Here is a 26634-nt window from a genome sequence, read left to right as displayed (position 1 = left end):
TCCAAGAGCTAATTTTTAAAAAGGAGGAAGAATGTTGTGGGGAGAATACAGAATAAGTTGTACCGCCGGATGTTGTCAGTATCTGCCGCCTTCATGTTGTTAAGTTCGGTGGGTGCCACTGGAGCACATGCAGAGGTGAATGGCGACGGTACAGACGTCGTGAATGAAAATTATGCGGATCGCCTCAGCCTAAAACCGCTGGCTCCGGCATTTAGAGTGGACACATTGCTGAAGTGGTCGCCAGAAAATGATCCTGATGCTGAATTGAATCGCGCGAGCATACCGCTGAACAAAGACCGCTTCAAAGGAGCCCAGGTCAACCCGCTGGCCAATCCAAAGGCAGGAATCACTTCTGCTTCCATTACCAACTGGAACCACGATGAGGCAAGCTCTGTCGGAAGCAATGATTTCAATGTATACGCTTTTGACAACTGGCAATTGCTAGATTCCTATATTTATTGGGCAGGGACAAATGAAGGAATTTTTGCAATCCCAACACCGGATATCGTTGATGCCGCTCACCGTAATGGCGTGCCTGTCTATGCCACGCTTGGTTTTCCATGGGGAAGGTCAGCTGATGGGGTTGCTGAAATCGAGAAATTTACCAGGCAGGAGCCTGACGGAAGTTTCCCGGTTGCGGACAAGATGATTGAGGCAGCGGAATACTTTGGATTTGATGGCTATTTCTTTAACCAGGAAACATACGGTGTCTCAAAGGCGACGGCTGAACGCATGAATGAAATGATGCGCTATATTAAGCGGAACTCCCAGCTGAATGTGAGCTGGTACGATGCCCAGGATAATAGCGGGGCCATCAACTACCAGGACTCGATCAACAGCAAGAACGACATGTATGTAAAACCAGCGGAAGATGGCGTTTATGCCGTTGATGAGTTCTTTTTAAACTATAACTGGACAACGGGCAAAATCAACACAACCGTTGAGACGATGAAGGGCCATAATCGGAACCCTTTTGATGCCTATGCAGGTTTCGAACTGCAGGGAAATTCGTATAATACCAAAATTAACACGGATGCCCTTCTGGACGGGAACAAGCAGCCGAAGGTTTCCATCGCACTTTATACACCGAACTCGACGATGGGATTAGCGAAAGACCCGGCCGATTTCCATGAGAAGGAGAAAACCCTGTGGACAGGGCCTCAGGGAGATCCATCACTTGCCGATGATTCCGCCGATTGGAAAGGAATGGCGCGCTTTGTGACGGATTCATCCGTGATCGAGGAGATGCCTTTTACAACGAATTTTAATAGCGGACACGGGAAGCAATATTTTGTAAACGGGAAGGCTGCCAGTAATCTGGAGTGGAACAATCGCTCCATCCAGGACCTTATGCCGACCTGGCGTTGGTGGATCCGCCACGAAGGAAGCCGGATCAATGTTTCATATGATTTTGAAAAAGCCTATAACGGCGGCAACTCACTGAAATTTAGCGGCGCTAAAGCAGGTTCTGTCAATGATATCATGCTGTACAGCACCAAATTGGCGATAACGGATTCAACAAAGGTACGTGTTGTCTATCAAAATCCAACTGGCGCGGATGTGTCGCTTGGTGTGGCATACGGTGAAGATTATACACAGGATAAGATGAAATATTATTCATTGCCTGAATCCGGTGATGGCTGGCAGACAGCGGTTGTTGACCTTGGGAAGGATGCTGGAAAAACGGCCTATGCGTTAAGCTTAAAAGTGAGTAATGCGGCAGAAATGGACAACGAGTCGATCTATTTAGGCCAGCTGTCAGTCTTCGATGAAAATGCAGCGATCTTAACAAAACCTAAAGACACGAAGATTTTGGAAAAGATGCTTCGGAATGCATTTGAGGCAGAGGCCCGCCTAAGCTGGGCTGACAACGAAAATGCCTTATATTATGAGGTTTACCAGAAGAATGCCGACGGTGTGGACACGCTTTTGGGCGTGACACCGAACAACTATTTCTATACGCCGAATATTACCAGGACCGTGGAAAACGCAGCGGCTGATAACATGACCACACTGAAGGTCGTTCCGGTAAATCGCGATTATGCGCGCGGAGAAGCGGCTGAACTGGCCTTTGATTGGGGCATGGGAACAGATGCTACAGAGGTAGAGAACAATCCGACATCTCCAAATGTGGCCCTTCATGCGAAGGTAACAGGTGTATCGGCTGAAAATGCTGCAGAGCCGGCAGCCAAAGCTTTGGACGGAACGGCCATGGCCAACAGTAAATGGTGCGCGGTCAATGCCAAAACCGGTTACATGACTATTGATATCGGCGAGGAAAAAACGATCCGCCGCTGGCGCGTGGAACATGCCGAATATGGCGGGGAAGCGATCAACATGAATACCGTCGATTTTGAACTGCTTTACAAAAATAAAAAAGGTGAGTGGGTCAGTGCGAAAAGGGTTACCGATAATACGAAAGCAGTGACGGACATTGTCCTCGATCAGCCGGTGACCGCAAGGGAATTCAAACTGCAGATTTATAATAGCGGGACTTCTCCGTGGGGCGCTATCCGTATCTATGAATGGCAGATGTTCGAAAGCGCGGCCCTTACGCGTACAGAAAATATGATGATGCATTTTGTGTCAGCAGAAAACCATGCTGGGGCAAACGATAAAGTTACCATTGAAAGAGTGAAGGAAGGACAGACCGTTCGCTTATATCAATCCTTGGGCGCGAAGGAGGCTCTTGCAGAGAAGAAGGCTGAAAAGGATGGAGCAATTACATTTGATCACTTGGACTTTGGTACTGCTGATGCCGGGAGAATCTATTATACTGTCCAAACCGAAGATGAGCGGGAAAGCCTAAGGTTTAGTGCGCCCTACCTTCATGAGAAGGTGACCGGGGTTATTCAGCAAATCAGCGAATTGCCGGATGTTAACGACCTGACGCTTGCTGACAAGCACATTGTCAATGATTGCAAAGTGGCATACAACAAGTTACATCCGAAACTAAGGAAAACAGTGACCAACTATGATCGCTTAGCAAAAGCAATGGAGCGTATGCAGGAATTGAAGAAACAGTCATAGGATTAAGGGGCAGCCCTCTGCAGCTTTTCGGCGGCATGGGGCTGGCCTCTTTTAAATGGCCTGTCTTTTTGGCAAAAGTACCCCAGCCGCCCATTTCATTGGACTAATTTTATATACACTGTAATAACTTTATAACTTGCCGCCATTCTATTGCTACATAGGGCAGGTTTTTTTAATGTAGGTAATGAAGAAAGCACATTACATAAAAATGAGAGCGTTTTCTCGCCGCTGGATACATGATTATAGGAGGGAATGTCTTATGCAAAAGACGGCCCATATTATCTCCCATTCCCACTGGGACAGAGAGTGGTATCTGCCTTTTGAACAACACCGTTTTTACTTTATCAAACTGATGAATGATTTGATTGAACAGTTCAAGAAGGAGGGGAATGCGTTCCAATCCTTTCACCTGGACGGGCAAACTGTGCTGTTGGAGGATTATTTCGCCGTTCATCCGGAAAACCGTGAGATCATTAAACAATTAATTGAAGAGAAAAAACTTCAAATCGGCCCTTGGTATGTGCTGCAGGATGCTTTTTTAACCAGCTCGGAAGCGAATATCCGCAACCTGCAGATTGGCTTAAATGATACGAAAGCTTACGGGCAGGCTGCTAAGATTGGCTATTTTCCTGATACATTCGGCATTTACGGCCAGGCGCCGCAAATTTTAAAACAAGCGGGCATCGATACGGCCGCCTTCGGACGGGGTGTAAAACCAACCGGCTTCAATAATACGGTATCGGATACACCAAACTTTGAATCGCCATATTCTGAAATGATTTGGAAATCGCCAGACGGCTCCGGCGTCCTGGGTATCCTTTTTGCCAACTGGTATTCAAACGGGAATGAGATCCCGGTGGATGAGGAAGAGGCAAAAGTGTTCTGGGATAAAAAACTGCAGGATGCGGAGAAATACTCCTCAACCAATCAGCTGCTGTTCATGAATGGCTGTGACCATCAGCCCCTGCAGAAAGCAATTCCCGCGGCACTTGAAACGGCATCGGTGCTGTACCCGGATTATACGTTCAAGCATTCCAGTTTTAATGAATATACAGAAGTGTTAAAAGAATCGCAGCCAGACAACCTGCAAGTGATTGAGGGTGAGCTCCGCAACCAGCGGACGGACGGCTGGTCCACACTTGTTAACACAGCATCGAGCCGGATATACCTGAAGCAATGGAACAACCATTGCCAAACCCTGCTTGAAAAGGTTGCCGAACCGCTTGCGTCCCTCAACCTGCTGGCGGGAGGCAGCTATCCGCGTGAATACATCCGCTTCATGTGGAAGTCACTGATGAAGAACCATCCGCATGACAGCATTTGCGGCTGCAGTGTTGATGAAGTCCATCGTGAAATGGTCACCCGTTTTGAGACGGTTGCGCAAATGGGCGATGTATTTGTTAAGGAACAGGCTGCTGAACTTGCACGCAGAATTGATACTTCGGAAATACCCGAAGGCGGCATTCCAATTGTTGTCATCAATACAACAGGATGGGAAAAAAATGATGTAATCACCGAAGCTGTCGACCTTGATAAAGTGTATTTCTCAAAAATGCATTTTGAAGAAATCCCGGATTATCTCCATGAAAGGGAAACGCCGGGTTATAAGCTGGTCGATGATCAAGGCCGGACAATGGTATACCAGTTGGATGAACCGAAGATCGAATTCGGCTATGACTTGCCGGATGATAAATTCCGCCAGCCTTATTTCGCCAAGCGGGCGCAGCTGTCTTTTTTTGCGGAAGAAATTCCGGCCTTTGGGTACAAAACGTTCTATCTGATGCCGGCAGAGTCTTCGGTTAAACAGGTAGACCCGGCCCAAATGATAACAGAAACAAGCATCTTTGATATGGAAAATGAATTTGTGTACGTCCAGTTCCATGAAGATGGCAGTTTTGATTTGTTGCAAAAGGATACCGGTAAGTGCTTCCGCAATCTTGGCATTTACGAGGACACTGGCGATGTCGGGAATGAATATATGTTCAAGGAAGCAAAAGGGCAGGCCGCGATTACGTCAAAAGGTGCTGCAGCTGAATTTCATTACCTGGAAAAAAGCCCGCTGAGGACCGTTCTTGAATATACGCACACCCTGGAAATTCCTGCTTCCGCGGATGACCGCCTGGAAGTTGAACGGAATCAACTGATTTGGCATAAGGAGCGGACAGCAGGCAGGTCAAAAGAAATGAAGTCAATCACACTGCGGACTGTTGTCACGCTGGCAAAGGGAATGAAGGGGCCGGCCTTCAAGCTGACAATCGATAATCAGGCAACAGACCACCGCTTGCGCGTGCTGTTCCCTACCGGCCTGAAAACAGACAACCATAAGGCCGACAGTATTTTTGAAATTGTGACCCGCCCGAATACACCGGAGCAGGAATGGGAAAATCCAAGCTTTTGCCATCACCAGCAGCGCTTTAGCAGTGTGGCTGATGAGCATATGGGCTTAACGGTTGCGACGGATGGCCTGCAGGAATACGAAATCCTGAAAGAGGACGGGACGATTGCGGTGACCGTGCTGCGCGCAACAGCAGAACTTGGCGACTGGGGCTATTTTCCGACGCCTGAAGCGCAATGCTTGGGGATTCAGACAGCTGAGTGGCAGGTTTTGATGCACGAAAAGGATGTGGTCCAGTCACAGGCCTATATTGACGCTTACCAATATAAAGTACCGCTCGTTGTGGTTCAACCAGGCATTCATAAAGGGTCCTGGCCAACAACGCATCAATTCATCAAAACCGAGGCAAACAAGCTTGCCTGGTCATCACTGAAGGTGGCTGAAGACTGCAAGGATGTAATGGTCCGCTGGTTCAATCCGGCCAAAGAAGCGGTGAGCCTAACCGCATCTATCGAGGACTATCAATCCTATAAAAGTACAATTCTGGAAGAACGGACCGGTCTGGAAAAAGAACACTATGAAGCAGGAAAATACGAAATTATCACACTTGGTTTTTATAAAAAAGGATAGGAGCAGGAAAATGACAGTTGCGATTCCCGAATCCATGCAAAAGCTCATCAATCATGTGAAGGAATTCTTTCCCGAGGATGAAAAATTGCAGCAAATGTTCGAGCAATGTTTTGTAAACACGTATACAACAACATTACAGAAAAAGGAAGATAACAAGACTTTCGTCATCACCGGTGATATACCGGCCATGTGGCTGCGGGATTCGGCCGCGCAGGTAAGGCCATATTTACTGGCCGCGGAAGAGGACGAAGAAATGGCGGATTTGCTTGAGGGAGTGATTCGCCAGCAGTTTGCATTCATTCTCCACGATCCGTATGCGAATGCGTTCAATGAAAGTGCGAATGGAAATGGGCATCAAACCGACCTGACAACAATGACACCGCATATTTGGGAACGAAAATATGAAATTGACTCCTTATGCTATCCCGTTCAGCTTGCCTACTTATTCTGGAAGTCGACCGGGCGGACTGCAATACTTGAAGAAATGTTCCAGGAGGTCATTGAAACCATCCTGCAGGTGTGGCGGACGGAGCAAGACCATGAAAATCTTTCACCATACCTGTTCGAACGGGTTGACGTCCGCCATTCTGACACGTTAATCCGGAATGGAAAAGGGGGACGTGTCGTCCCCACCGGGATGACCTGGAGCGCCTTTCGTCCCAGTGATGATGCCTGTACCTATGGCTACCTTGTGCCGGCGAATATGTTTGTGGTGGTTGTATTGGGATATGCGGCGGAAATGAGCGGCGATGTGCTGCAAAAGCCAGCCTTGCAAGAGGAATGCCTGAAGCTTCGAGAGGAAATCAAGCAAGGGATTGAAGCATATGCCAAGCTTAATCATCCCGTATATGGCGATATGTACGTGTATGAAACAGACGGAGAGGGCCGGGTTAATTTGATGGATGATGCCAATGTGCCAAGCCTGATGGCTGCGCCTTATTTGGGCTACCTGCCCTTTGACGATCCAGCCTATGCCAATACACGGCAATTTTTGTTGAGCAGGGATAATCCATATTATTACGAAGGAAAGTATGCAAATGGAATCGGAAGCCCGCATACCCCCGACCATTACATTTGGCATATTGCTCTGGCCATCCAGGGGATGACAACAACCAATGAAGCTGAAAAGCAGCGGATTTTGGGATATTTTAAAAACACGGATGGCGGAACCGGCTATATGCACGAAGGCTTTAACGCTGATTGTCCGGAAGAGTTCACCCGGGATTGGTTTGCCTGGGCCAACACGATGTTTAGTGAATTCATCTTAAGCCTGGCCGGAAAAGCGGTGAAAGGCAGTCCGCTTCATCAGCAATTAATGAAAGACGGCATCAAGGCGTAAGAAAATAGGTTGAGGGGATGACGCAATGAAAAAAGTGCCATGGATGATTGTCGTTTGTGAATGGATTTGGAGAGCCATACTGGCCAATTGGTGCTGGTTTGCCTTTACGGCCATAGGCTTGGGGATTCTGGGCTTTTTTCCAGCGTCTGTGGCCCTATTCACTGTTGTACGGAAATGGATGAGGAACGATACTGATCTTCCTGTCGTGAAGGCGTTCAGGCAAATCTATTTTAAAGAATGGAAGCGGAGCAATGGAATCGGCCTGTTTTTTTACGGAATTGGCCTTTTCCTTTTTGTCGATATTCGAATTGTCGGCCAGGTCATGACGGGTCTTTTGGCTAGTTTCCTCTCCATTCTCTTGTATGTTCTTGTTTTGGTGTTAATTGCGGCGATCGGCTACTTCTTTGCCATATACGCCCACTATGAAATGTCGAATAAGGGATATATCAAACAGTCGTTTCTGTTTGCGATGACCAGCCTGCCAGCGACGATTATCATCGTAATCGGCCTTACTTTCATCGGCTATGTGATCAATCAGTATCCAGGCCTGATCCCGTTTATTTCTGCTGTCGCACCGGCGTTTTGGATAATGAGGGTCTGCCTCAGCCGGTTTGACGCTTTAGAAGGAAGAAAAGGGCAAGCCCTGCAACCGTAATGGGTGCCAAAAAGGAATACAGGGGGATTATCATGAAACTACATGTAAAAGGGGACATTTCCTCAGTCGAAGAAGGGCTTAAGTTGATCGCTCGTAATTTGAATATTGAACTTTCCCTGGAGGGTTACCCGATTCAGGTCAAAAATCAACCAGGTCCTTTAAAAGCTGCCAATCAGAATGGCCAAGGGGAAATAACGTTTGAAAAACCGATACACTTCTTTCGGGCTTTAGGACTCTGGGTGGAGAATAATCGGAAAAACAGTGAATTTGCTGTAACAGAATCCCCGCAGTTCAGCATGAGCGGTGTAATGTTGGATGCGTCAAGAAACGCCGTCCCGACGGTAGGGGAGATCAAAAAGCTGCTGGAAAAAATGGCTGTCATTGGTTTGGACAGTTTGATGCTGTATACCGAAGACACATACGAGGTAAAAGAGCATCCTTATTTCGGGTATATGCGCGGCCGCTATACGACGGAGGAGCTGAGGACATGTGACCGCTACGCGCGCCAGCTCGGAATTGAAATGATCCCATGTATTCAGACGTTAGGCCACCTCAGGGAAGCACTCAAGTGGAACTATGCGTCAGGCATCAGGGATACCGATGACATCTTGCTGGTGGATGAGCCTGAGACGTATGAATTCCTGGAAAACTGTATCAGGGCTGCATCCGAAGCGTACGGGACAAAACGGATTCATATCGGGATGGATGAGACATTTCAGCTTGGACTCGGGCAATATCTGGTCAAACACGGATACCGGAACCATATCCAGATCATGAACCGCCACTTGCAAAAGGTCGTGGAAATCACCGAAAAGTACGGTTATAAACCAATGATTTGGAGCGACATGTATTTCCCATTGTTTCCAAAAGACAGTACGTTCCGGGACGAAACCGGCCAGATCCGTGAAGAAATTCTTGCGGGCATTCCAGCAGATGTCGAACTTGTGTATTGGAATTATTACCGCAAAGAGCAGGAAGTGTATGAGAAAGACTTCCAGCATCACAAAGAGCTTGGGAAGATGCCGATTTTCGCCGGTGGGGCATGGACCTGGAACGGGATGGTCCCGAACTACGGCAAAGCCATTGCCACTACTGAAGCTGCGATGGCTGCCTGTAAAAAAGAAGGGATCAAAGAGGTGTTTGTTACGCTATGGGGCGATAATGGGGCTGAAACGCCTTTTTCAGCGGCTTACCCAATCCTGCAATTGTTTGCCGAGCATACGTATCACCCGGTTGTAATGCCTGAACAAACAGCTGAACGCTTTGCCTTTTGCTGTGGGGGACACTTTGATGACTTTATGATGTTGAAGCTTTTGGATGAAACACCAGGGGTCATGAAGGATAATATGAACACTTCTATGACGTCTAAAGTGGCGTTGTTTCAAGATATTTTAATAGGATTATATGATGAAAATATCCGGGGCCTTGAACTTGGCGAGCATTATAGAAACCTAGTTCCCGAGCTTGAAATGGCCAGGCTGCGCAACCCGGAATGGGAGGATTTGTTCGGTTTTTACGAGCAGATGGCCAGGGTTCTAAGCGTTAAGACGGAGCTGGGCCTTCAGCTGAAGGAAGCATATGACCAAAACGATGTCGAAGAAGTCAGGTCCATTTTGCCTAAGCTGGATTGGATTCAATCCAATGTGGACGATTTACGGAAAAGGCACCGGAACATCTGGTTTTCAGCCTATAAGCCTTTTGGCTGGGAAGTCATCGATATTCGTTACGGTGGTGTGATTACCAGGATTGATTCCGTAAAATACCGGATCAATGAGTGGCTAGAGGGGCGGCTTGCCAGAATTGAAGAGTTGGAAGAACAGCGCTTGCGCCATGATGGACCATGGGAAACCGTGGAGGGGTTAGTTGGCGGCAATATCTATCACCGTATAGTGACTGCCGGCAGTTTTTCTCTCTAACATACAGAGGTGAGAAAATGTTTTTAACGGAAAGAAAGTTTGAAGCGCGCATTCATGAATTAGAAGGGTATCGCTACCGGGACTGTATTGAAATAGAGCAATTTTTCACACATGATGATGACGGGAAAGCTGGTGCGTTCCCTCCTGCTGACTATGATGAAAAAAACACCATGAGAATCGGCGATTATTGGAAGGGGCGCGACCGGTACCTCTGGCTTCGTGCGGATGTGGCTGCCCATTTGCCGAGTGACGGCCGGCAGGTCATAGGACTGTTCTCATTCGGGAAGACAGGAGGAGGCAATAACTCCGGCTTTGAATCCTTATTGTTTGTCAACGGCAAGCCATACCAGGGCGTCGATTCCAACCATGAAGAGGTCCTCTTTGATGAAAAGACAGCAAAAGGGCCGATCCGGCTGGATTTCAGGCTTTGGTCCGGTCTTGAGGGCGGCGGGGTACCTGTTGAAAATGAATTTAAACTGCAGACTGCGAAAATCGGCTGGCTTGATACCCGGGTTGATAATCTTTACTATACCCTTTTAGCTGCTTACGAAGTGCTGAAGGAAACACAAGAAGCGGATTCAAACTATATCATTTTGAAGCAAATGGTTGAAAATGCCTTGGAAAAGTTGAATTGGACGGAACCGGGAAGCACTGAATTTTATGATTCGTGTTATGAAGCGGAGGAAAGCCTGACAGCAGCGCTGCTGTCTTTCCAAAAGACATCGGATATTACGATCCATACGGTCGGCCATACACATATTGATGTTGCCTGGCTATGGCGGTTAAGGAATACCAGGGAGAAGTCGGCGCGTTCCTTTTCGACGGTCCTGCATTTAATGAAGCAGTTTCCGGAGTATCTGTTCCTGCAGACACAGCCGCAGCTTTATGATTACATCAAGTCAGACTATCCGGATATTTACGAACAGATAAAAGCCAAAATCGCGGAGGGCCAGTGGGAAGCAGGCGGCGCAATGTGGCTGGAAGCAGACTGCAACATCCCCAGCGGCGAGTCGCTGGTTCGGCAAATCCTGCACGGAAAGAACTTTTACAAGGAAGAGTTCGGTGCTGACTGCCACTATCTCTGGCTGCCGGATGTTTTCGGCTACAGCTGGGCATTGCCGCAGATTTTAAAAAAATCCGGCATCAACACGATGATGACGACAAAGATCAGCTGGAACCAATATAACCGGATGCCTCATGATACATTTTACTGGAAGGGGATTGACGGCTCTGAGATTCTGACACACTTTATCACCACCCCTGAACCGTGGAACGGACCGGACTCCTGGTTTTATACCTATAATGGCTATATTACAGCGAAGACGGTAAAAGGGGCCTGGAGCAGCTATCGCGATAAGGATTTATCCAAAGATCTCCTGCTTTCCTACGGCTATGGGGATGGCGGTGGCGGCGTGAACCGCCATATGCTTGAAATGCGCCGCAGGTTCGATCAACTGCCAGGCATGCCAAATGTGAAAACGTCTAAAGCCGGCGAATTTTTTGATAGATTGCATGAAAATGTCGAGAAGTCTTCGGGGTATATCCATAAATGGGATGGCGAGCTTTACCTGGAATACCATCGCGGTACCTATACGAGCCAGGCGTTTATGAAAAAAATAAACCGCCGACTTGAGCTTTTATATCGCCGGGCTGAAATTCTCTCCTCATGGCTGTCTGATAAGGGAGACTGGATGAGTGCCGAAGAACTGAAGAACGGCTGGAAGATTATCCTGCGAAACCAGTTTCATGATATCATTCCTGGTTCCTCGATTCATGAGGTGTATGAGGATGCAAAGGGAGAGTACGCCGAGGCGACCGAAATCGTTCAGCGGGAAGAAGCCAAGATGGTTGAAATCGGAATCGAAAAAGCTGGCCATTCTGTCATCGTCTTTAATTCAACGCACCTTACCGGAAGCAAAAATGTGTTTCTTCCGCAGTTCGCCGAGTTTTCCTCAGGAGTTTGGAAAGATGGCAGTGGACACGTATTAAATCACCAGAAATGTGAAAAAGGCTGGCTTGTAGAAGTCAACCGCCTTCCATCCTTTGGTGCTGCCACCTTGTATTTCGAACCGGCTGAAGCAGCACCGAAAGCAGCAAATTTCAGCTATCAGGACCGCAAGCTGGAAACGCCGTTTTACCATGTTGAGTGGAATGAGTTTGGCCAGCTGGTAAGCATTTATGACAAGGAAGCACAGCGTGAGGTATTAGCAGACTGCCGAACCGGCAATGTCCTGCAAATTTTTGAAGACAAACCACTTGCCCACGATGCTTGGGATATCGATCTTTTTTATCAGGAAAAGATGGAAGAAATCCGCAATCTCACAAAATTCGAAGTCGTCGAAAATGGCCCGCTTTACGTAAGTATTCATGCTTCGTGGACGTATCATCATTCAGAGATTTCGCAGCGGATGATCTTTTATCAAAATGACCGCCGGATTGACTTTGAAACCCATGTGGACTGGCATGAGAAACGGAAATTACTAAAGGCGTCTTTCCCTGTGGATATTCGCGCAACTGATGCGACGTATGATATTCAATATGGGAATGTGAAACGCCCGACACACTGGAATACAAGCTGGGATATGGCGAAGTTTGAAACCGTCGGCCACCAGTGGGCTGACCTGTCCGAACCGGATTACGGGGTCAGTTTGCTCAATGATTCGAAATATGGCTATGACATTAAGGAAAACGTCATCCGTTTAACTTTATTGAAATCGGCAATCCATCCTGATCCTGAGGCAGACCAGGGGCAGCATACCTTTACGTATTCGCTTTATCCGCATACAGGCAATTGGCGGACAGCGAAAACGGTGGAAAAAGCCTGGGATTTGAATGAACCGAATCTTGTGGTGGAAGGAGAATGGAAGATGAAGGAATCCTTCCTCGACACGGATTCAAACCATATTTGGTTTGATGCGATTAAGCCGGCATACGATGGAAACGGCATCATTGTCCGATTCCATGAATATGAGGGACGCAGAGGCCCTGTTTCTTTGAATATCCGAAAGGCAATCACATCATGGGTGGAAACCAATTTGATGGAAGAACCGATTGGAGCGGAATCTGACGTGCCGATTGAGTTAGAAATAAAGCCTTATGAAATTAAAACGATTAGAATAATGGTATAAGAAAAACGACCGGTGGATATTCCTGCCGGTCGTTTAACCTTGCCTTCAAAGCAGCTGCATCAAAGTGATAGGCGTACATTTCTTCCATCAAATGAATCCGGTTACATTTGTATCTGGAAAAAGAAGTGGAGTTCTGTCAATTTCTAAGATTTTTGCAGTGAATCCCAAATTAGTCAACTATAAATCGGCCTATTCTCCCTATAAAATATAGTTATGGAAGTGCTTACATAACGCGGGGGGAGGAAAAACATGAAGAAATTTGCACGTGATATCTATAAAAATCGCGTCTGGCTCCTCATGGTATTGCCAGGAACTATTTGGTTATTAATATTCTCTTATTTGCCAATGTTCGGACAGGTCTTGGCGTTTAAGAAATTCCGGATTGATCCTGACGGCTTTTTTGCCAGTGTCATGAACAGTGAATGGGTCGGCTGGAGTAACTTTAAATATCTGTTTAGTACGGATGATGCGTGGGTCATTACGAGGAATACCCTGGTATACAATATTATCTTTATTGTAGTAGGGCTGTTGGCAGCGGTAGGAACCGCAATCCTGCTTAGTGAGCTGATGAATAAGAGGTTATCCAAGGTATATCAAACTTCTATTCTCTTTCCACATTTTATCTCTTGGGTTATTGGAAGCTATTTTGTCTTCACATTCTTAAGCACGGAACACGGGCTGCTGAACCATGTCCTCGGCTGGTTCCATATCGATGCTGTTTCGTGGTACAGCGAATCCAAATATTGGCCCTTCATTCTAGTATTTATGAGTCTATGGAAAGGTGTTGGGTACGGAAGTATCGTTTATCTGGCTTCGATCGTGGCAATTGACCGGACCTATTACGAAGCAGCCATGATCGATGGTGCGACAAAATGGAAACAGATTAAGCACGTGACCTTACCCATGCTCAAGCCGCTCATGATCATTTTGACTATCATGAATATCGGCCGGATTTTCAACTCCGATTTCGGCTTATTTTATCAAGTGCCAAGGGATTCGGGTGCATTGTATTCGGTTACAAACGTTATTGATACATTCGTGTATCGCGGCCTGATGAATCTCGGAGATATCGGGATGAGCACAGCGGCGGGCCTTTATCAGTCATTTGTAGGATTCATCCTTGTACTCATTACCAACTACATTGTTAGAAAAGTTGATGAAGAAAGCGCCTTGTTTTAATCATCATTTTCTTACGGAGGGAGGTCGTTATCAAAATGCCTGAATTAGGACAAAATCAGCTGGGAGTTGATTTATCTAGTACGGTAAAAGTAATGAAAGGGAGTAAGGTGAAAAAAGGCAGGAAAAAGCACCGTGACCCTCGGGCTTTGAGTCCGGCCGTTAATACAATCATTACTATTTTATTGGGGATTCTGGCGTTTGCGTGTATTTTTCCTTTCATCTACGTCATTATCATTTCCTTTACCAGTGAAGAAAGTATTGTCAGGAACGGGTTCCAAATAATACCAAAAAATTGGAGTATGGATGCATACCATTATCTCTGGAGTATGAAAGAGCAGCTTTTCCGTTCCTACGGTGTGACCATTTTTGTCACCATCGTCGGCACAGTAATTAGTGTGTTTATGATTACCTTTTATGCGTATGCGATTTCAAGGCCTCAATTCAAATATCGCAGATTCTTTACATTCCTGGCATTCTTTACCCTGCTTTTCAGTGGCGGGCTGGTTCCTACATATATCGTTGTCACCCAGTTTCTGCATTTGAAAGATACAATTTGGGCCTTGATCTTACCGCTTTCCATGAACGCCTTTTATATCATCATTATGAGAACATTCTTCCTAAAGTCTGTTTCTGAATCCATTTTAGAATCAGCAAGGATTGACGGAGCAAGTGAATTGCGGATTTTCTTCCAAATTATTTTCCCGCTTTCGTTGCCGGGAATTGCCACAATCGCCTTGTTTAGTACACTGGGCTATTGGAACGATTGGTTTACCGCGTTGCTTTATATTAATAATCCAGATCTAGTACCGCTTCAAGCTTTGTTAATGAAAATAGAAGCGAACCTTGAATTTATACGGCAAAATATGGATGTTGCGAACATGCAGCTAAGCATATTCAGCACGATTCCACAAGAGTCAGCCAAAATGGCTATGGTTGTAATCGCCACTTTACCAATAGCTGTTTCGTACCCGTTCTTCCAAAAGTATTTTATCAGCGGATTGACTATTGGCGGCGTTAAAGAATAACAACAGAAAGAGGAGAGTTGGATGAAGAAAAAGTTAGTTGTTTTACTTGCATTAGTCCTTTCAATCGGAACCATCCTTTCTGCCTGCAGCAGTAAAGATAGTTCCTCAGCGGAAAAGGATGGCAAAAATGGGCAGCCATACGAGATTAAATGGTACACCATTGGAACACCGCAAAAAGATACAGATAAAGTTTTTGCTGAAGTGAATAAGTATGTTAAGAAAAAAATCAATGCAACAGTCAAAATGACCCAGATTGACTGGGGTGATTGGGCGCAAAAATCACAAGTTATGATTAACTCCGGTGAACCATTTGATATAATTTTTACAAATGGCACTGATTATGTTCAAAACGCTCAAAAGGGCGCTTTCCTTCCTATTGACGATATGTTAAATAAGGAAGGCAAAGATCTGAAGAACGTGATTGACCCGGCGCTGTTGGAAGGCATTAAGGTCAATGGGAAAGTATATGGTGTTCCTACAAATAAAGAAGCTGCAAGACAGTCCGTTTATACCTTTAATAAACGCCTGGTAGACAAATACCACTTTGATCTTTCAAAAGTGAAGAGCCTGGAAGATCTTGAGCCTATGTTAAAAGTCATTAAAGAGAAAGAACCAAAGATTACACCACTTGCAACATTCAAGGCTTATCTGCCATATGACTATATCTTTAATAATGAAATGCCATTTGCTGTTGCATTTAATGGAGACAGGGACCATGTCGTTAACCAGTTTGAATCTGATCTGGCCATGTCAACATATAAAACCATGCATTCGTATTATAAGGCTGGATATCTTAAGGAAGATGCTGCGACAAGCAAAGAAAGCTGGCCAATGGACGTAGAAAATTGGTTTGTCCGTATGGGTGATTCCCAGCCATATGCAGACTTACTATGGTCTCGTTCAGCTAAATATGATGTTGTTTCCGTACCTGTTGAAAAGCCGGTAACCATTAATGATTCTGTATCAGGGTCTATTCAGGCCATTTCTGCCACTTCAAAGAATCCTAAAAAAACGATGGAATTCCTGACTTTGCTTAATACTGATCCATACCTTCGCAACCTGGTTGATAAGGGTATTGAAGGAGTGCATTACAAAAAGGACAAAGCTGGAAAAATTGAAGATTTACCGGCACGTATCGACAATTATAATATGCCAACCTATTCTTTAGGAAACCATTTTATTTTGTATCTATACAAAAATGATCCAAAAGATAAGTGGGAAAAATTCAAGGATTTCAATGAATCTGCTACAGCGGCACCAACCCTTGGATTCCACTTTAACAGCGATCCCGTCAGATCTGAGCTTGCAGCGATAACGAATATTTCAAAAGAATTCTATCCTGCTTTAGCAACAGGATCTGTTGACCCTGAGGTATATTTGCCAAAATTGAATAAGAAGCTAAAAGACGCTGGCGCCGACAAAGTGTTGAAAGAAATACAAAAGCAATTCGATAAATGGAAAAGCACACAAAAATAATAGTAAAAAGTCAAGCTGGGTGTAACATTCCAGCTTGATTTTATTTCACATGAACGAGGAAATCCAGATGAAAAAGAGACCAAGAAGACGGTTTACACAGGACATTTTTAATCGAATATTCTTCATTTCCTCATTGACCATTATTGTAACAGTCATTTTCTTAATTGTTACCATCACTAATTACTACTCCGATGTACTGATCCAAAAGGAAGTCAATATTAATACAAGGACATTGGAGAGGGTAGAGGACTACTTTTCCACGAAAGAAGCGGATATTGAACGGACGAAGCGGGACCTTTATACGAAAGGCGAGGTGCTGGAGGATGTTACCTTTGCGCTTCATAACGGATACGAGAAATATCTGGAATACCGTCTGGATAAATTCTCGGAGAGTCACTCGGTCATCCCAAATAATATCAATACCTATTTTAATGCCTATTTTGGCCAGGATGACGATATCAATGCGATTCGTTTACGTTCGACAGAAAAACCAATGATCGAATATAAGTTAATATACAATCGTTTACGATGGGATCAAAGCATCTTGGAGAAACCGGTTGATTCGGGCTCATTACCTTCAGAAGAATTACCAAGGATCCAAAGTAAGAACCAGGAAAAGAATCAAAATTATAAAGATACGATTATAAAGAAAATTGTCATTAATAATCCGGGGACCTTAAAAAAGATGGGCGAAATCTCAATTTTTTATTCAACGAACCGCCTGGACAAAATTGTTCAAAAGCATGATGGGACGCCAACCTCTTTTTTCTTAATGGATGCGGATGGTTCCATTATTTATTCGGTCAATAAGGCTCATGTTCCATTAGATATGATCAACAAAATTAAGCCGGAAACAAATGAAACGAAAATCAAGTGGAATCATAGCCACTTTTATATTAATACGATTGCCAATAAGGGAGATTATACCTACATTAGTGTAATTCCAGACAGGGGTTGGCAGAAGCTTTCCATAGTCAGATGGAGCATGTGGGTCGTAATCATCATTTTTCTGACCATCTCGATTTTGATTACGTATTCCTTTACGCACAACTATTCGCGGAGAATCAATCAGATCATCACGATTATCCGGCAGGTGGAAAAGGGAAACCTGAATGCGAGAATCCCACTATCCAAACGGGAAGATGAATTATCAAAGATTGCGGTAAATATTAATTCCATGTTAGATGAATTGAATAACTATATTGAGGAGTTTTACCTGTTAAATTTACAGCAGCAGCAAGCGGAGTTAAGAGCACTACAAGCGCAAATAGATCCCCATTTTTTATTTAATACTCTTGAAGCGATACGAATGGTTGCTGTTATGGAAGGATCAAAGACTTCAGGTGAAATGATTTTTCATCTATCCAAACTATTTCGCTACACGTTAGAAGCGAAAGATACGGTACCTTTATACACTGAAATGGAGTATGTAAATCAATACTTAATTTTAATGCAATATAAATACCCAAATAAATTGCGAGTTCACCTGGACATTCCTGATGATGTGGAAAATACACTGGTACAGAAGCTGATTTTACAGCCCATTATTGAAAACTATTTTGTTCATGGGTTTAAAAAGGGACGCTCTGATAATGAGTTGTCAATTTATGCCGCTCACCATGGAGATAAAATAGAAATTTGCGTGAAGGATAATGGGAAAGGAATGACAGAAGAAGAACTTGCGAAGATTCTCCAGTATATCAACGGTGAAGAGGGTGAAGAAATGAGATCCATTGGATTAAGAAATATCCACCAACGATTAAAACTGAAATATGGACCATCCTCCTGGCTTTCAGTGCAAAGTACAAAAGACAAAGGGACAATCGTGACACTATTGATTCCTTTAAAAGGAAATAGTCATGTATAAGGTCCTTCTTGTTGATGATGAACCACTGATTACGATGGGGCTTCAGGCATTGCTGGACTGGGAGGACTATGGTTTTGAGGTCGTTTCTACAGCGGAAAGCGGAGAAGAGGCAATAGATTTCCTAAAGGAAAACCCTATAGACCTGCTGATTACTGATATCTTAATGGGGGAAATGACTGGTTTAACTTTAATTGAAGAAGTGAAGAAAATCCATCCTAAAATAATGAGTATTGTATTAACAGGATACCAGGAGTTCGAGTTTATAAAACAAGGGCTACTATTAGGCATTGAAAATTATTTAGTTAAACCCGTGGATGAAAAAGAATTAATCACAACGGTACAGAATGCAGCCAAAAAACTGAATGCAATGACAGATGGCACCCAAACACAGGCCCCTTCCACCTTGAAGGATAATACGCTTTGGCGGTTTTTGAATGGGGAAATTGACAAAAACGATTGCTTAGAAAGATTATGCTTTTACAACATCAAGTTTGATCAGCCATTATTTAATGTTTCTATTTTAAACTTCGAAAACTTCCAGAATACGCAAATTGGAAAGGACATTGTTGAATATATTGAGGGCCATTATCCGGCCGTTTGTTTTAACAGTCCGAATCAGGAGTTATTGGTTATTTTTGGCGGAAAAACGAAAAATGACTTATTTGAATACAACCAAACTCTGGCTGACTATCTGAATGGAGGAGAAAGCAATGCCGGTTTATTTTACATATCTATGGGAAAGCCTGTCGCGGCAGTAGACCAATTTGAAGAGAGTTTTATGGCAGCGAGAGAGTTAAGTTTGTTTCAATTATATTCCCGTCCCAATGTCCTTATCTTCGAAAGATTCGTGGTGGATAAGCAGGAGGAATTGAAAAAGCAGTATGAAAGGAAGGAGAATATCGTCAAGAAGCTGCTGAAGGGGGACAAAGATTCCTTGGAAGTGATCAATTTATTTTTCGAGGATTTAATGAAGCATTCCAAATATATCGCACCGCAGGTGGCCAGGAGATATACGTTTGACTTCATTACCTATATCCATTATTCGCTCCAGCCGGATGATCTTTCCTATTATACAGCCTATGTAGAAAGAATGGCATATAGTCACGACATCAACCAGCTGAAAGAGATCCTGAAGGAGTACTGCCGGGAATTGCTGCTGTCCATCCATCAGCAGGCGAATAAGCGAAGTCCGATTGTCCAGAACGTGCTGGATTATATCCATGCCCACTATAACCAGGGGATATCGTTAAAAACACTGGGTCAGCAGTTCCATGTGAACGTTATTTATTTGGGTCAGCTGTTTCAAAAGGAATTAGGGGTCGTGTTTTCTGAGTATCTTAACCGCTATCGATTGGAAAAGGCCAAGGAATTGCTAAAAACCACGCATTACCGCGCTGGGGAAATTGGCAAAAAGGTAGGCTATTCGGATACGACTTACTTCTATAAGCAGTTTAAGAAAACCGTCGGGACGACACCTAATGAATGGCGGAAAATCTAAGGGAAACGGTGATGAAGGATGGAAAAATTTTCTCAGGAAACTAGACATAACTATCAATTTCCAAAACATTTTTGGTGGGGCAGTGCCGCATCGGGCCCGCAAACCGAAGGCGCCGCAGATAGAGAAGGAAGGAAACCAAGCATCTGGGATTATTGGTACACGATTGAGCCGGATTGTTTTCATAAGGGGATAGGACCGGAAAATACCTCTGATTTTTATCATCGATATAAGCAGGATATTCAATTAATGAAGGAGACTGGCCATAACTCCTTCCGTACATCGATACAATGGTCACGGCTGATCCCGGACGGTGCAGGAGAAGTCAATCCGGAGGCAGTGAATTTTTACAATCGAGTAATCAATGAACTGATTGCCAATAATATTGAACCCTTTATCAATCTCTATCATTTCGATATGCCAATGGCCATGCAGGAAAAAGGCGGCTGGGAATGCCGGGATGTTGTAGATGCCTATGTGGATTTTGCCAAGACTTGTTTTCAACTGTTTGGGGATCGCGTGAACTATTGGTTCACCTTTAATGAGCCAATTGTACCGGTCGAAGCAGGGTATTTATATCAACTTCATTATCCTAAAATAGTAGATTTCAAGCGGGCAGCACAGGTGGCACATCATACGATTGTGGCTCATGCAAAAGCGGTGGAGGTTTTTAAAAATTTAAGAATTGACGGTAAAATCGGCATTATTTTGAATTTGACGCCATCCTATCCAAGAAGCCAGGATCCAGAGGATGTGCAGGCTGCCCGGGTCGCCGACCTCTTCTTTAACCGCAGTTTTCTTGATCCGGTTACAAAAGGCCGATATCCGGAAGAGTTGATTGAGATTTTAAGAGATAGAGAGCTCCTTCCCGTAGTTGAACCGGGAGATTTAGAGACTATCCGTGAAAATCCGATTGATCTTTTAGGTGTCAACTACTATCAGCCGCGCCGTGTGAAGAAAAAGGAAGAAATCTTACCGGAAGGCGCCGCCTTTATGCCGGAGCATCTTTTTGATCCGTATATCATGCCGGGCCGAAAAATCAATCCGCACCGCGGCTGGGAAATCTGTGAGGAAGTCATCTTCGACATTATGATTGACCTCCGAGACAATTATGGAAACCTTCCGTTCTTTATCTCTGAAAATGGAATGGGCGTAGAGGGAGAAGCAAAATTCCGCAATGCCGAAGGATACATCGAAGATCATTACCGGATTGAGTTTATCCAAAACCATCTTAAGTGGGTGCATAAGGGCCTTCTGGAAGGGGCGAATTGCCTGGGATACCATCTCTGGACTTTTATGGATAACTGGTCATGGACAAATGCCTATAAGAACCGTTATGGACTAGTCGAAGTAGACTTGGACAATCATTTGAAGCGAACCATTAAGAAATCAGGAAGATGGTATAAACAACTGAGTGAGAATAATGGGTTTTAACAATATGCCTGATCAGAATAAATCGTTTAGAGCAGGGGATTTTGATGAAAACGTATATGGTGTTTGACTTTGGCGGGACATCAATTAAATATGCGGTTATGGATGAAGAGGCGAACAAGCTGGCGAACGGGAAATTTCCGACTCCCAAGGAAGGGCTGGAGACTTTTTTAAAAAGGCTATGCACCATTGTAGAAGAGTACAGCGAAACCTATAAACTTCAGGGTATTGCCTTAAGTTCCCCCGGAGCTGTTGATATCAAGACCGGAGTCATTGGCGGCGCCAGTGCTATTCCTTATATTAATGAAGAATCCTTGACGGACCATCTTAAGAAGATGAGCGGCCTGCCGGTTTCCGTTGAAAACGATGCCAATTGTGCGGCTTTAGCAGAAGGCTGGAGAGGGGCAGCGAAAGATGCGGATTACTACATATGCATTGTGATTGGGACTGGAATTGGCGGCAGCATTGTCTTGAACCGTTCCATATTGCGCGGGGCATCACTCCATGGCGGAGAGTTCGGGTACATGATTATGGGCGGGGAGAATATAGAGGGAAAGGATCCACTTCAGTCAACATGGAGCTTATCCACCTCGACAAATGCCCTGGTTAGAGCGGTTGAGCGGAAAAAATCGTTAGAAATAGGTTCATTGGACGGAGAAGAAGTATTCCGTATGGCTAAGGCTGGTGATCCCATCGCCCAAGAAATGATTAGCCAATTCTATAAAAAGCTCGCCATTGGCATCTATAATCTGAAGTATGCGTTGGATCCTCAAAAAATCCTCATTGGCGGCGGGATAAGCAAGCGCCGTGAGGTCATCGAAGGAATTAACCAGGAATTGGCTTTACTAAAGGATAATACCTCGACTCTCCAAATAGAGGTGGAAGCATGCCAATTCGATAACGATGCAAACTTAATAGGAGCCTTGTTTCATTACTTGCGAACAGAGTGGAGGAAGTAGGAAATGTATGGTGCAATCCTACCGACATAGTGGAAAAAAGGTATCCTGAAATTCATGTTGAACATAGATAATAGAGGTGAGAGAAATGGTCAAAGCAGATAAATTTGCCTCCTAAAATTGCAAAACGACATTTTAGGAGGCGAATCAAATGACATTTCATAGGATTGATCGGGAAAATTGGGACCGGGCTCCCTATTTTGAGCATTATTTTAGCCAAAAGTGCAGCTATAGCGTAACGGCGAACATTGAGATTACGAAGTTGACAGAAAGGCTTCAGGCCAAGAAAATGAAGTTTTATCCTGCTTTTATTTACATGGTCAGTAAGGTTGTGAATGCGCATATCGAATTTCGAACGGGCTTTAAAGACGGGGTATTAGGCTATTGGGAAGTCATGCTGCCGAGCTATACGATCTTTCACAACGAAACCAAGACGTTCTCCAGCATATGGACGGAGTTTTCCCATGATTATCATGAGTTTTACAACAACTACAATGGAGATCTGAAGCGATATTCTGATGTTTTGGGGTTTTTCACGAAGAGCAATGAACCTCAAAACACCTTTCCGATCTCCATGGTACCTTGGGTCAGTTTCACAGGATTCAACCTTAATATAAATGAGGATAACAACTATTTATTGCCCATCATGACAGGTGGAAAGTATTTTAACCAGGACGGTAAAACACTTTTTCCATTAGCCGTACAAATGCATCATGCGGTATGCGACGGCTATCATGCAAGTTTGTTTATTAATGAGGTTCAGCAGCTGGCTGATCATTGCGAGGAATGGATGTATTTAAATTAAGGAAACTAGAAAAAAGGCCCTGGAAGTTAAAGGGCCTTTTTCTTAAACAATCGTTTAACTTATCTCAAGTATTCTCATTTAAGCAACTCCTGTTGTCTCTTCTATGCTTCTCCCATTCCAACCGCTAGTAATAAGAAGAACGCAAAAACCAGCACACCTATATTCAATAAAATCCCAAGCGTAATACTCTCCCACCGTTTGGATAATATGGCGAAAGCAATTCCAGCAACAGATAGTGTGGTAAAAATAATTATTCCAGCAGACATGCTGGCGTTTGGCCCCCTCATAACGAAAAAAACAATAATGCTAATGATCACCATGAAAATAGAAAGCCATCCATATTTATTCAATCAATTTCCCCCCTAACCAAATTCACAATGAGATTGTAACAAAATATTCCACTTGGCGTGTAATTAATCTCATACAAATGTTAATTATTTAACAAATTTCCGTGTACCCATCTTACGATTGCTCCAATAGCACATTCAATTGCAGAAGAATAAGTAATACTAAAAAAGCAGTGCGATTTCTGGTAAGAAAATCGCACTGCTTTTAAACGATTGTTTAAACTGTATTCCAACAAGTATTATTCCTCTTCATCCCCTTTGGAAATAATGTTTCCTTTTGCATCATATACGGTCACCTTCACCGGCAACTTGACGCTATCTTTCTGGAAGGTTACATACCACACCCACAGGTTATCCCGGACGAAGAAGCGGTTTGGCTGTACATTGCCTTCACTGGTAATAACGATGGTCTTTGCCTCATTTCCAGCAAATCCATATATGACGGACAACTTCTTTTGGACCTTATTTTTCGCCTGCCAGATGATTGGACCTCTGTCGCCACGCTCCTCGTTAAATTCCTGGTAATTCAGCATAGGGTAAATGAACTTCTTAATTTCAGTAAACTCATTGTTAGTCAGCGCAGGAGTAATTCCTGCACTGCTCTCCGCAAAAACCAGGTGGGAATCAGCATCAAACAAACGAATTCCTTTGCAGTCACCATCCTGTGCCGCAACTCTTTGGCAGACCTGCTCTTCGAGGGATGTGGCAGGAATGTCAGGGGGAGCGGGGCTGTCCGGGCTCAATGGCCATGATACAAAGAGATAAATCACCACAATGATCCCTAAACAAAGTACAGTAAATAGCCATTTTTTCCTCATCTTCAAAAGCCCCCGTTTCAACTTCATTTTAAAGATATTCAGTTTCTGTGAGGTTTTTCCTTTTTTGTTACCATCATATGTTGCCTTCGAAATGACCATGAGGAAAAAGGTCCTTGGCAAGATATGGATTAGACGAACCAGAGAAGCGATTTTATAATGAGAGAGAAAACGTTTACAGAGAAAAAAACCTTAAAAACGGGCGAGGGGAGGTGTACACGATGGCAGAGTATGTATCTAAGGCAAATCGTGAAGACAAAGGAATGATTTTTACCTTCTCGAAAAGAAACCAACAATTTGTCTATTCCTATTCTCATGGGCCTTTGCTGGACCAAATCCATCGGGGCCAGGAGATTACCGGAAAAACCGTTTTTGAGATGTATAAGGATGCTCCTGATCTGGCTCATGTTATCCATGAATATTATGAAATGGCGTGGAATGGAGAGTATGTGGAATACGAAATTCACTATCGTGACAAAGAGCACCTCACGAGTCTCCGGCCTGTGGCCCATCAAGGAACAGTAGCTCAAGTGGTGGGGATTTGTACGGACATCACACTGCAAAAAGAGCAGGAAAGAAAGTTGGCCCAGGCGATGGCGCGATCCGACTTTCTATCAAAAGTGAGCCATGAGCTCCGGACGCCGCTGAATGGCATATTGGGATTTGCCCAGCTTTAGAAACTGGAAGAGGACTTAACGGACACCCAGTATGATTTTGTACAGGAAATACTAAATGGCGGAAGGCACCTGCTGGAGTTGGTTAATGAGGTACTGGATCTGTCACGCATCGAAACTGGCAACTTGAAGATCGCCATTACTGAAGTTGAGCTTCTAACGGTTCTCCAGGAATTCGTTAAGACTATATCGCCTCACTGAACACGGTTCTTCATGAGCCATGGTTCCTTGGCTGGCATTGGTGCGCTCATCTCGAGAACAAAGCAAGAGGGTGGGGAATCAAAGATCCATACGACGAACCTTACACTGATTTTGTTGATCCAGTCAAAGACTTTACCAAAAGTGTCTACCAAAAGATTGAGGATCGTGTAAAGCTCTAAGAATAAGAGCGGTTTTTCAAAGAAGGCCTGTGACTGCAGGCCTTCTATTTTCTTTGCTTATATTTCAATGGAACATCCAATTCAGGCAGAAGGTACAATAAACCAGTTGTTCTTCTTGGTGATAGACCAAATTCATTTCAGATTATATCCAAAGGTGTTTTTCTTGTTGGTTTTGGAAATACCTCGTCAAGTCTGTTCAGATCTTCTATGGTCAATTGAATCGTAGCAGCTTGAGCATTGGCTAAAACATGTTCTTCCTTAACAGCTTTTGGGATAGCAATTACGTTGTTCGAACGAATGGTCCACGCAAGAGCAATTTGTAATGGTTGCATATTGTATTTTTCCGCAATCTCAATGATGGTTGGATCGCTTAGTAATTGTCTTCTTAAGCTTCCTCCCTGGGCCAGGGGACTATAGGCCATAATTGGCATGTTATGTTCATGATGCCAGGGGAGGAGATCATAATCAATTCCTCTAGAACCTAGATGATATAACACTTGATTTGTCACACATTTTTTTCCGTTAGGGGTATTCCACAATTCAATCATATCTTCCGTATCAAAATTAGAAACTCCCCATCTTGCAATTTTACCATCCCTGCGCAGTTTCTCCATTCCTTCAATCGTTTCTGCCAAAGGAACACGGCCTCTCCAGTGTAAAAGGTACAAATCAAGATAATCTGTTCCTAATCGTTTTAGACTATTTTCACATGCGCTTTCAATCAAATCTAACCCGGAATGATGAGGATATACTTTCGATACTAAAAAAACTTTATCTCTACGCCCCTTGATTACCTCACCAACCAAACGTTCGGAATCGCCATTTCCGTACATTTCAGCCGTATCGATTAGCTTCATGCCTAGTTCTATTCCAAGTTGCAAAGCTTTGATTTCTTTGTTTTTCGATTGAGGATTTTCACCCATGTACCATGTTCCTTGACCAATACTTGGAAGAAAGGTTCCATCAGCTAAAGTTACGATACGTTTTTCAAGTGAATGCTTCATTCTCAATATTATTTCATGGTCATGTACACTCAATTTCATCATTCCTTTCAAAGCTCACCTTGTTTTTCTTGAACGACAATTCCATTATTACCATTTATTGAAAAACTGGATTATTATTTTTAAAAAAAAATGTGGCTATACATTGTT

The 26634-nt window shown here is 44.1% G+C and carries 17 protein-coding genes and 1 pseudogene; 15 read left to right on the top strand and 3 right to left on the bottom strand.

The window, feature by feature from the left end; all coding sequences use genetic code 11:
• Positions 1 to 36: 36 nt before the first annotated feature.
• The 14 genes from BLT53_RS16005 (at position 37) to catA (ending at position 23267) form a co-directional block, all read left to right on the top strand.
• Complete coding sequence (locus BLT53_RS16005) at positions 37 to 3030, top strand: endo-beta-N-acetylglucosaminidase (RefSeq protein WP_090236210.1); 2994 nt, start codon at positions 37 to 39, stop codon at positions 3028 to 3030.
• A gap of 259 nt (positions 3031 to 3289) precedes the next feature.
• Positions 3290 to 5995: an alpha-mannosidase gene (locus BLT53_RS16000; RefSeq protein ID WP_090236208.1), complete on the top strand. Its 2706-nt coding sequence runs from the start codon at positions 3290 to 3292 to the stop codon at positions 5993 to 5995.
• 10 nt (positions 5996 to 6005) lie between these two features.
• Entirely contained in the window at positions 6006 to 7334 is a 1329-nt protein-coding gene (locus BLT53_RS15995; RefSeq protein ID WP_090236203.1) for a glycoside hydrolase family 125 protein, read from the top strand.
• Positions 7335 to 7359: 25 nt separating this feature from the next.
• Complete coding sequence (locus tag BLT53_RS15990) at positions 7360 to 7989, top strand: YesL family protein (RefSeq protein WP_090236201.1); 630 nt, start codon at positions 7360 to 7362, stop codon at positions 7987 to 7989.
• Positions 7990 to 8021: 32 nt separating this feature from the next.
• The gene (locus BLT53_RS15985; protein ID WP_090236944.1) at positions 8022 to 9905 is read left to right on the top strand and encodes a beta-N-acetylhexosaminidase; all 1884 of its coding nucleotides are present in this window, start codon (positions 8022 to 8024) and stop codon (positions 9903 to 9905) included.
• A gap of 17 nt (positions 9906 to 9922) precedes the next feature.
• Positions 9923 to 13033 carry an alpha-mannosidase gene (locus BLT53_RS15980; RefSeq protein ID WP_090236200.1) on the top strand — a complete coding sequence of 1037 codons (3111 nt, stop codon included), beginning with the start codon at positions 9923 to 9925 and terminating at the stop codon, positions 13031 to 13033.
• Positions 13034 to 13282: 249 nt separating this feature from the next.
• Positions 13283 to 14212 (top strand): ABC transporter permease, encoded by a 930-nt coding sequence (locus tag BLT53_RS15975; protein WP_090236198.1) that lies wholly within the window; start codon positions 13283 to 13285, stop codon positions 14210 to 14212.
• 92 nt (positions 14213 to 14304) lie between these two features.
• Positions 14305 to 15237: a carbohydrate ABC transporter permease gene (locus tag BLT53_RS15970; RefSeq protein ID WP_425284710.1), complete on the top strand. Its 933-nt coding sequence runs from the start codon at positions 14305 to 14307 to the stop codon at positions 15235 to 15237.
• A gap of 21 nt (positions 15238 to 15258) precedes the next feature.
• Positions 15259 to 16713 (top strand): ABC transporter substrate-binding protein, encoded by a 1455-nt coding sequence (locus tag BLT53_RS15965; RefSeq protein ID WP_090236195.1) that lies wholly within the window; start codon positions 15259 to 15261, stop codon positions 16711 to 16713.
• Between the two features lie 67 nt (positions 16714 to 16780).
• Positions 16781 to 18580 (top strand): sensor histidine kinase, encoded by a 1800-nt coding sequence (locus BLT53_RS15960; protein WP_170834373.1) that lies wholly within the window; start codon positions 16781 to 16783, stop codon positions 18578 to 18580.
• Positions 18573 to 20078 (top strand): response regulator transcription factor, encoded by a 1506-nt coding sequence (locus BLT53_RS15955; protein WP_090236192.1) that lies wholly within the window; start codon positions 18573 to 18575, stop codon positions 20076 to 20078. Before BLT53_RS15960 ends, BLT53_RS15955 begins: the two co-directional genes overlap by 8 nt.
• A gap of 18 nt (positions 20079 to 20096) precedes the next feature.
• Positions 20097 to 21509 carry a glycoside hydrolase family 1 protein gene (locus BLT53_RS15950; RefSeq protein WP_090236190.1) on the top strand — a complete coding sequence of 471 codons (1413 nt, stop codon included), beginning with the start codon at positions 20097 to 20099 and terminating at the stop codon, positions 21507 to 21509.
• Positions 21510 to 21553: 44 nt separating this feature from the next.
• Positions 21554 to 22465 carry an ROK family protein gene (locus tag BLT53_RS15945; RefSeq protein ID WP_090236189.1) on the top strand — a complete coding sequence of 304 codons (912 nt, stop codon included), beginning with the start codon at positions 21554 to 21556 and terminating at the stop codon, positions 22463 to 22465.
• Between the two features lie 148 nt (positions 22466 to 22613).
• Positions 22614 to 23267 (top strand): type A chloramphenicol O-acetyltransferase, encoded by a 654-nt coding sequence (gene catA, locus BLT53_RS15940; protein ID WP_090236187.1) that lies wholly within the window; start codon positions 22614 to 22616, stop codon positions 23265 to 23267.
• Between the two features lie 101 nt (positions 23268 to 23368).
• On the opposite strand, the gene BLT53_RS15935 is transcribed toward catA, so the two are convergent.
• Together BLT53_RS15935 and BLT53_RS15930 are read right to left on the bottom strand one after the other, a co-directional pair.
• Positions 23369 to 23617, bottom strand: coding sequence for a hypothetical protein (locus BLT53_RS15935; protein WP_244520434.1), 249 nt, complete (start codon positions 23615 to 23617; stop codon positions 23369 to 23371).
• Between the two features lie 236 nt (positions 23618 to 23853).
• Positions 23854 to 24432, bottom strand: a complete 579-nt coding sequence (locus BLT53_RS15930; RefSeq protein ID WP_090236941.1) for a hypothetical protein — start codon at positions 24430 to 24432, stop codon at positions 23854 to 23856.
• A gap of 218 nt (positions 24433 to 24650) precedes the next feature.
• On the opposite strand from BLT53_RS15930, the pseudogene BLT53_RS15925 reads away from it, so the two are divergent.
• A pseudogene (locus BLT53_RS15925) lies at positions 24651 to 25304 on the top strand (sensor histidine kinase).
• A 316-nt stretch (positions 25305 to 25620) separates the two neighbouring features.
• On the opposite strand, the gene BLT53_RS15920 reads toward BLT53_RS15925, so the two are convergent.
• A complete protein-coding gene (locus BLT53_RS15920; RefSeq protein ID WP_244520492.1) occupies positions 25621 to 26526 on the bottom strand; it encodes an aldo/keto reductase in 906 nt (301 codons plus the stop codon).
• Positions 26527 to 26634: the final 108 nt, after the last annotated feature.

This window comes from Fictibacillus solisalsi, from assembly GCF_900103485.1.
Lineage (GTDB): Bacteria > Bacillota > Bacilli > Bacillales > Fictibacillaceae > Fictibacillus_C > Fictibacillus_C solisalsi.
The sequence above is the reverse complement of the archived record's forward strand: the minus strand, read 5'-3'. Positions and strand labels throughout refer to the sequence as shown.

Excerpts from the sequence above, each read along its gene's own strand:
- BLT53_RS16000 (WP_090236208.1), top strand. The coding sequence starts at position 3,290 with ATGCAAAAGACGGCCCATATTATCTCCCATTCCCACTGGGACAGAGAG.
- BLT53_RS15995 (WP_090236203.1), top strand. The coding sequence starts at position 6,006 with ATGACAGTTGCGATTCCCGAATCCATGCAAAAGCTCATCAATCATGTG.
- BLT53_RS15990 (WP_090236201.1), top strand. The coding sequence starts at position 7,360 with ATGAAAAAAGTGCCATGGATGATTGTCGTTTGTGAATGGATTTGGAGA.
- BLT53_RS15985 (WP_090236944.1), top strand. The coding sequence starts at position 8,022 with ATGAAACTACATGTAAAAGGGGACATTTCCTCAGTCGAAGAAGGGCTT.
- BLT53_RS15980 (WP_090236200.1), top strand. The coding sequence starts at position 9,923 with ATGTTTTTAACGGAAAGAAAGTTTGAAGCGCGCATTCATGAATTAGAA.
- BLT53_RS15975 (WP_090236198.1), top strand. The coding sequence starts at position 13,283 with ATGAAGAAATTTGCACGTGATATCTATAAAAATCGCGTCTGGCTCCTC.
- BLT53_RS15970 (WP_425284710.1), top strand. The coding sequence starts at position 14,305 with ATGAAAGGGAGTAAGGTGAAAAAAGGCAGGAAAAAGCACCGTGACCCT.
- BLT53_RS15965 (WP_090236195.1), top strand. The coding sequence starts at position 15,259 with ATGAAGAAAAAGTTAGTTGTTTTACTTGCATTAGTCCTTTCAATCGGA.
- BLT53_RS15960 (WP_170834373.1), top strand. The coding sequence starts at position 16,781 with ATGAAAAAGAGACCAAGAAGACGGTTTACACAGGACATTTTTAATCGA.
- BLT53_RS15955 (WP_090236192.1), top strand. The coding sequence starts at position 18,573 with ATGTATAAGGTCCTTCTTGTTGATGATGAACCACTGATTACGATGGGG.
- BLT53_RS15950 (WP_090236190.1), top strand. The coding sequence starts at position 20,097 with ATGGAAAAATTTTCTCAGGAAACTAGACATAACTATCAATTTCCAAAA.
- BLT53_RS15945 (WP_090236189.1), top strand. The coding sequence starts at position 21,554 with ATGAAAACGTATATGGTGTTTGACTTTGGCGGGACATCAATTAAATAT.
- catA (WP_090236187.1), top strand. The coding sequence starts at position 22,614 with ATGACATTTCATAGGATTGATCGGGAAAATTGGGACCGGGCTCCCTAT.
- BLT53_RS15930 (WP_090236941.1), bottom strand. The coding sequence starts at position 24,432 with ATGAGGAAAAAATGGCTATTTACTGTACTTTGTTTAGGGATCATTGTG.
- BLT53_RS15920 (WP_244520492.1), bottom strand. The coding sequence starts at position 26,526 with ATGAAATTGAGTGTACATGACCATGAAATAATATTGAGAATGAAGCAT.